The organism is Rathayibacter rubneri (assembly GCF_023743255.1).
Taxonomy (GTDB): Bacteria; Actinomycetota; Actinomycetes; order Actinomycetales; family Microbacteriaceae; genus Rathayibacter; species Rathayibacter rubneri.
Genome location: NZ_JAMRYM010000131.1, coordinates 1 through 6,795, shown reverse-complemented (window position 1 = coordinate 6,795; position 6,795 = coordinate 1). Strand labels below are relative to the sequence as shown.

The following is a 6,795-nucleotide window of genomic DNA, read 5'->3' as shown; positions in this document are numbered from 1 at the left end:
TCTGAGCGCCGCCCACCGCCCCGCGGTGGGCGCGCGCCCCGCCCGACCTCCGCTGCGTTGGGGGTTCGCCGGCCGACGGTCCGCACCGCGGACGAGCTCCGCCCGGTGGAACCCTGCGATGCGAGGACAACGCCGCAGCCGGAGTCCCCTCGTCTGAACCCCGAGCGGGCCGCAGCCGCGTCGTCCGCACCGCGGACGAGCTCCGCACGGTGGAACCCTGCGGTGCGAGGACAGCGGCGCAGACGGCGCCCCCTCCTCTCAACCCCGACCGGGCCCCAGCCGCGTCGTCCGCAAAGCGGACGAGCTCCGCACGCTGGAACCATGCGGTGCTAGGACAACGCCGCAGACGGCATCCCCCTGCCGGACCTCCGAGCGGGCCGCAGGGGCGTCGTCTGCAAGGCGGACGAGCTCCGCATGGTGGAACCCTGCGGTGGGAGGACAACGCCTCAGCCGGCGCCTCCCCTTATACCCCGAGCGGGCCGCGGGGGCGTCGAATGCAAGGCGGACGAGCTCCGCATGGTGGAACCATGCGGTGCGAGGACAACGCCGCAGTCGGCGTCCCTGCGGCCCGCTCGGTCAGTTGGCTTCGGAGCGGCCGAGGCGCCAATATCCCATGAACGCGACCCGCTTCCGGTCGACGCCGAGCTCGGTGACGAGGCAGCGGCGGATGCGCTTCACGGCGCCGGCCTCGCCGGCGATCCAGGCGTAGAGGCCGGGGTCCTTCGTCTCCTCGGGCACCTCCCACAGGATCTCGGTGTCGACGTCGACGTCGGACACCTCGACTCCGCGGTGGTGGGCCGTGAGGAACCGGGTCGCCCAGGTGCGGACCGAGGCGTCGAGCGCCGCTCCGCAGTCGGCTCCGCTCTCCCGGACGATCCAGGTGACGCGCACGCCCGCGGGGTGGCGCAGCTCGAGGCGGTCCTCGGCGGTGGGCACCTCGAGGAACGCGGCTCCGGAGGCGTCGGCGGGCAGGCTCTCGAGGATCGCGCCGATCGCGGGCACGGCCGTCTCGTCGCCGGCGAGCAGGAGCGAGGTGGCGGCTCCGGGGTGCCATTCGACACCGCCGCCGGGGAGCTCGGAGCGGGAGTCGGGGGCGATGATCACGATCTCGGCGCCCGGGGCGGCGGTGCCGACCCAGGCGGAGGCCGGGCCGGAGTCGCCGTGCGCGACGAAGTCGATGTCGACCTCGGACAGCTCCGGGCGCACGGCCCGGATGGTGTAGGTGCGCAGCGGGTTGCGCTGCTCGTCCGGCAGCGTGCGCCAGCGTCCGTACCAGTCGGCCGCGACGCCGTCGGGGGCGTCCGGGTCGGCGACGGAGGACAGGAAGGCCCGGGCGTCGGACGTCGGGGTCGGGACGACCAGCTTGATGCGCTGGTCGGGGCCGGTGCAGCCGACGGAGTCGAGGTCGTCGCCGGTGAGGGTCACGCGGATGAAGTGCGGCGCGATCCTGATCGCCCGGGCGACGGTCGCGAGGTACGGCCGGTAGGCCGGGCGGGCGGGGGCGGCGGTCGTCGGAGGCATCGCCTCAGTATCGCACGGTGAGGTGAGCCTCACCTAACTCCGAGGACGAATCGGGAGCGGCGGTCAGCGAGCGGCGTGCTCGGCGGAGACGCGCAGACGCGCCTCGACGTCGGCGGCGAGCTCCGCGATCAGCGGACCCGCTCCGCCGATCCAGGCGCAGAAGTCGTGGCGCTCGTCGGCCCACGGGTAGTCGCCGTCGACGACGGACATCTCGCCGACCCAGGCTCGGACGGCGCGCTCGAGCGCCATGCCGCGACGGCAGAGACCGCCGGTGCCGGGGGCGCCGGAGCGGGTGGAGCGTCCCAGCCAGGTGACCGTGACGCGACCCGGCGCCGACAGGGGCGGCAGCCCACGGGCGTCGTCGACCTCGACGAACACCTGGCCGCGCGCGTTCGCGGGGAGGGAGTCGAGCATGCTCTGGATCCACGGCACGACGGTCTCGTCGCCCGCGATCAGGAACTGCTTGACGCCCGTCGGCTCCAGGCCGTCGCGTCCCTCGAACATGCACATCGAGAGCAAGTATAGGCATGCCTTACCTAAGCGCCAAGCGATCCGACCTGACGATCCGCCGGGGTCTCACCACTGCGGAGGATGCCGGCGGTGCCAGCGCGCACGGCGCTCGAGCTGCGCCCCGATCGAGAGCAGCACCGCCTCGCCGCCGGGCCTCCCGATCAGCTGGATCCCCATCGGCAGACCGCCCTCGGTCATCGAGAGCGGCAGCGTGATCGCGGGCAGCCCGCTGACGTTCACGAACGAGGTGAACGGCGTGTACTGCACCTGCTGGGCGAAGTTGCGCTCGGGATCCTCCGCGTCGTACCAGCCCACGGGCCGCGGCGTCATCGTCATCGCGGGTGCCAGCACGGCGTCGAACGTCGAGAACGAGGCGATCACGGCGCGCTCGTACGCCGTGAGGACCGAGGCCGCCTCGACGACGTCGCGGGCGCCGAGGCGCCTGCCCTCGAGGACGAGCCACCGGGTGAGCGGTTCGAGGAGCGCGAGATCCTCCGCGGTCTCGACCGGCAGCGTCGAGGCTCCGCTCTGCCAGAGCGTGCGGAAGGCGGCCGGGTACGCCGCGCTGGGCGGCAGCGTCGCCTCCTCGAGGCCGTGTCCGAGGGCGCCGAGTGCGGCGAGGCCCTCGTCGAAGGCGGCCTGCGCCTCGGGCTCGAGCCGGATGTCCTGCACGTCGTCCCAGGGGGACGCGGTGAGCACGCCGATCTGGAACCGGCCCTCCCCGCGGACCGCGGCGCCGAGGAACGAGCCCTCCCGATCCTCCGGAGCCGCCACCGAGTAGGGGTGCGGGATGACGCCGTTGCGGCGCTCGAGCATCCCCTCGAGCAGGAGGCCCGCGTCGGCGACCGAGCGCGCGATCGGGCCGGCGACCACCAGACCGCCGACCCCGCCCACACCGGACGTCGCCGGCACGCGGCCGCGTGAGGGCTTGAGCCCGACGAGCCCGCAGGCGGCGGCCGGGATGCGGATGGACCCGCCGCCGTCCGACGCCGGCGCGAAGGGCAGGAGTCCCGCCGCCACGGCCACCGCCGCTCCGCCGCTCGAGCCCCCGGCGCTGAGCCGCGTGTCCCACGGCGTGACGGCCGGCGGTCCCACGCGGCTCTCGGTGTACGACGGCATGCCGAACTCGGGAGCCGCCGTCTTGCCGAGGCTGATCGCTCCGGCCGCGTCGAGCACGTCGACGATCTCGTCCGAGACATCCGGCACGAAGCTCTCGCGCACCCGCGAGCCGAAGGTGGTCCGCACGCCCCTGCGCCGCCACAGGTCCTTTTCGCCGCTCGCGAGGCCCCACAGGGCCGCGGTGCGCGGCAGAGCCCCGGACGTGAGAGCCGCAGCCCGCTGCCGGGCCGCCTCGGGCGTCACCGTCGTGAACGCTCCGAGCTCGCCGTTCCACCGGTCGATGCGGGCGAGGTAGTGGTCGACGAGCTCGAGAGGGGAGACCTCTCCGCGCTGCAGCTGGTCCCACTGCTCCTGGGCGCTGAGGTGGTGGAGTTCGAACATGGGGACGACCCTATTCCGCCGCGCTCGAGAGCCGCGGGGAACAGGGTCGTCCGGGGAGCGAGGGTCAGGCGGCGCGCCTGCCGACCTCGCGGGTGCTCTCCTCGGCGCCGTAGCGGCCGCCGGCCGGCACGACCGTGTCGCGGTCGACCCGCGCTCCGGTCGCGACGACGGCCGAGCCGCCGATGCGCGTGTAGCTGCCGATGCGGGCGCCCGGGCCGATGATCGCCTCCGGCCCGACGTGCACGTTCGCGCCGATGAAGGCGCTGTGCCCGATCATGGCGTCCCGGTCGATCCAGCTGCCGGCGCCGATCCACGCCCGCTCCCCGACCGTCGCGCCGGGCTCCACGTAGGCGCCCGTCTCGACATAGGCGGACGCCGAGACGCGCGAGCCGGGAGCGACCATGCCGCGTCCGTTCGCATGGCGACGGTAGACGATCTCCTCGTCGCCGCCGCGCGTCCCACGTCCCTTGTTCACTGCTGTTCCTGCCATCTGCGTCGTGCTCCTCCGAGCGGTCCGGTCGGGCGGGGCTCCAGGCCCCACCCCGTCATCCGTAGACAACACCGAGCAGCACTCGGGCATTCCCCGTTCGGGGCCACGACCAGGGCGGATGCGGCGGCTCAGCGGGGTTCGACGCGGTCGGCGACCGCCGTGACCACCGCCCGGAAGCGCTCGGGCGCCTCCCGGATCCGCCGACGGGCCAGGACCCCGGCGAGCGCCGACGACGCGGCCGATGCGACGATCTCGCATTCGACGCGCGCCCCCTCCTCGTCGGCCAGCACCCGCCACTGCTCGACGCCCGCGAGAGGGAGCCTGCGCTCGAACCCGTCGGCGGTGCGGGCGTACTCGCCGTCGTCGTCGGCCAGCACATCGGCCAGCGCGGAGAGCACGGGAGCGGTGCCGGCGTGGAGGATCGAGGCCAGGGCGAGGAGGCTGCGCACCGCGGAAGTCTGTCACGCCTCGCGCGAGGACCGCTCAGGAGCGAGCGTCGAGCACCCGCCGCAGCCAGTCGAAGGACGCCTTCGGCACCCGATCGCCGCCGCGCGCGTCGAGGGCGACGAGCCCGTGCGGCCGGGTGTAGCCGTGCTGCCACTCGAACGCGTCCACGAGGGTCCAGAGCTGGACCGACTCGACGGGCAGGCCCTCGTGGACGGCCTCGGCGAGAGCGCCGAGGTGCGAGCCGAGCCAGCGGATCCGCTCGGTGTCGACGATCGCGCCGTCCTCGTCGAGCACATCGGGGAAGCTCGCCCCCAGCGAGGTGACGACCAGCGGGGGCAGCGCCTCGCCGCACCGCTCCACCAGCCGCCGGAGGACCGACACCGGCGCCCAGGGGGCCGACGGCGAGCCGTCGCCGGTGCGGTCGAGCTCGGGCCACGGGCGCTCGTGGAACGGGAGGAGCGGGGGCGCCCCGACGCCGGTCGGCGCCGACGGATCCCGGCCCGCCGCGATGCGCTGCGGCGGCAGCGGGGCGACGGCGTAGAAGTCGAGGGGCACGGCGATCCGCTCGAGGTCGCGGGGATCGACGCGCGCGAGGCGCTCGAGGAAGGGCGGCAGCTCCTCCGGGCCCTGCGGGTACGCGCCGGTGAGCACCGCGTCGGCGACGAGCCGGTTGCGGAGGACGTCGGCGAGACCGGCCCAGGCGACGTCCGCCTCGGAGTCGCTCGCGGGCTCGACCGGCGCGAGGGCGTCGACGAGGCCGATCCGTCCGATCACCTCGGCCGAGCGCAGCGCCTCGACGGCGATGCCGTGGCCGAGGAGCTGGTGGTGCAGAGCCGGCAGCGCGTTCAGGAGGCGGCCGGCCGCGGGCGCCTGCCGGGTCAGGGCGTAGCCCTCGAGCATCACGGTCGACGGCTCGTCCAGCGTCACCCAGTCGGCGACCCGGTCCCCCAGCTTCGATCCGACGTCGAACGCCAGATCGCCGAAGCGGAACGCCGTGTCGCGGTTCATCCACCCGCCCGGCAGAGCGGAGGGGGTGTCGCGGTGGTGCAGCGTCAGCACGGTGCGGATCCCCGCCTCGGCGAGCGCGTCGAGGAGTCTGTCGTAGAAGCCCAGCCCGCCGCGGTCGAGCGGTCCGCGGCCGTCGGGCTGCACCCGCGGCCACGAGAGCGAGAGCCGCAGCTCCTCGGCACCCAGGTCGACGAGCAGGGCCAGATCCTCGCGCCAGCGCAGGAGGAAGTCCGTCGCGATCTCGGGCGTCGCCTCCTCGGCGATCGTGCCGCGCCGCAGCGCGAAATCGTCCCAGACCGAGCGGCCGCGACCGCCGGTCTCGAGCGACCCCTCGGTCTGGAAGGCGCTCTGCGCGAGCCCGATGCGCAGTCCGGACGGCAGCAGCCGCCCGAGCTCGCGGGGGTCGTCGAAGCGCGCGGCCTCGGCGCGCACCTGCCGCCGATCGCGTCCGCGTGCCGCGTCCTCGCTCATGGTTCCTCCGAAGGGTCGATGGTTGTATTCTCGCGGAAGCGCTCTCCCGTCCGCCGACCACTCCGCCGCCCGGCGGAGTCGCGATCCGTCCTGAGGTGTCCATCCGGTGACGACGGGCGCGCCCGCTTGACAGTGCCCGCGCGCGACCGTGCAATGGACGCACAGTGCCAGGACGTGTCGACACAGCAGGACCGGGGGGTTCATCGGGGTCTCCGATGACCCGTGTCCGTCGATCCCGGATGCGGGGCGCGCGGCGCCCCGCGCTCCTCGCCGCCCTGGTCGCGGTGGTCGTCGGAGCACTCGCCCCGGCCGCCGCGGCGGCCGCGCCGCTGGCCGTCTCCTCGCCCGCATCGGGGTCGGTGATCCCCGGAGGCCCGACCGTCGTCAGCGGCACGGGCACGGCCGGGAACGAGATCCAGGTCGGCGTGCGCGGCGGAGGCGATCCCCTCTGCATCACGACGGTCGCGGCCGACGACACCTGGAGCTGCACCGCGGCGCTCGCCGACGGACCCACGGTGCTCACCGCCGTCGAGCTGCTCGCCGCGGGAGGGACGACGACCGCGACCGCCGAGCTCGCCGTGCTGAGCCCGCCGGTGATCGGCTCCGTCGACGGCTCGGCCACCTCCGCCGGCTCGGTCCGCGGGACCGCCTACCCGGGCGCGAGCGTCGCGGTGACGACCGACGGCGGGGCCTCGTGCGTCGCCCGGGCCGTCGGCCCGGGCGCCTGGTTCTGCCAGCTCGCTCCGACGCCGGCTCCGGGGAGCTACCGCGTGACCGCGACCCAGACGGCCTCCTTCGCCGGCGGCGCCGTCTCACGGCCGAGCGCCGCCGTCACGCTCGTCGTCGAC

General features: G+C 74.8%; 6 protein-coding genes and 1 pseudogene. 1 reads left to right on the top strand and 6 read right to left on the bottom strand.

Translation table 11 applies throughout. The features are described from left to right. Nucleotides 1-576 precede the first annotated feature (576 nt). The 6 genes from NB037_RS17875 to NB037_RS17850 form a co-directional block, all read right to left on the bottom strand. On the bottom strand, nt 577-1,521 hold the full coding sequence (locus NB037_RS17875; protein WP_251948183.1) for a siderophore-interacting protein: 945 nt from the start codon (nt 1,519-1,521) through the stop codon (nt 577-579). Between the two features lie 63 nt (nt 1,522-1,584). Beyond that, nucleotides 1,585-2,031 (bottom strand): SIP domain-containing protein, encoded by a 447-nt coding sequence (locus NB037_RS17870; protein ID WP_251948181.1) that lies wholly within the window; start codon nt 2,029-2,031, stop codon nt 1,585-1,587. 66 nt (nt 2,032-2,097) lie between these two features. Further along, on the bottom strand, nt 2,098-3,531 hold the full coding sequence (locus NB037_RS17865; protein ID WP_251948179.1) for an amidase: 1,434 nt from the start codon (nt 3,529-3,531) through the stop codon (nt 2,098-2,100). A 64-nt stretch (nt 3,532-3,595) separates the two neighbouring features. Next, complete coding sequence (locus tag NB037_RS17860) at nt 3,596-4,021, bottom strand: transferase (RefSeq protein ID WP_251948177.1); 426 nt, start codon at nt 4,019-4,021, stop codon at nt 3,596-3,598. Nucleotides 4,022-4,149: 128 nt separating this feature from the next. Beyond that, nucleotides 4,150-4,470 carry a hypothetical protein gene (locus NB037_RS17855; protein WP_251948175.1) on the bottom strand — a complete coding sequence of 107 codons (321 nt, stop codon included), beginning with the start codon at nt 4,468-4,470 and terminating at the stop codon, nt 4,150-4,152. A gap of 34 nt (nt 4,471-4,504) precedes the next feature. After that, nucleotides 4,505-5,947 (bottom strand): glycoside hydrolase family 1 protein, encoded by a 1,443-nt coding sequence (locus NB037_RS17850; protein ID WP_251948172.1) that lies wholly within the window; start codon nt 5,945-5,947, stop codon nt 4,505-4,507. 215 nt (nt 5,948-6,162) lie between these two features. Here NB037_RS17850 and NB037_RS17845 point away from each other — a divergent pair. Beyond that, a pseudogene (locus NB037_RS17845) lies at nt 6,163-6,795 on the top strand (Ig-like domain-containing protein); the annotation flags it as partial.

Coding starts and splice junctions, on each gene's coding strand:
- NB037_RS17870 (WP_251948181.1), bottom strand. CDS start 2,031: ATGTGCATGTTCGAGGGACGCGACGGCCTGGAGCCGACGGGCGTCAAG.
- NB037_RS17860 (WP_251948177.1), bottom strand. CDS start 4,021: ATGGCAGGAACAGCAGTGAACAAGGGACGTGGGACGCGCGGCGGCGAC.
- NB037_RS17850 (WP_251948172.1), bottom strand. CDS start 5,947: ATGAGCGAGGACGCGGCACGCGGACGCGATCGGCGGCAGGTGCGCGCC.
- NB037_RS17865 (WP_251948179.1), bottom strand. CDS start 3,531: ATGTTCGAACTCCACCACCTCAGCGCCCAGGAGCAGTGGGACCAGCTG.
- NB037_RS17875 (WP_251948183.1), bottom strand. CDS start 1,521: ATGCCTCCGACGACCGCCGCCCCCGCCCGCCCGGCCTACCGGCCGTAC.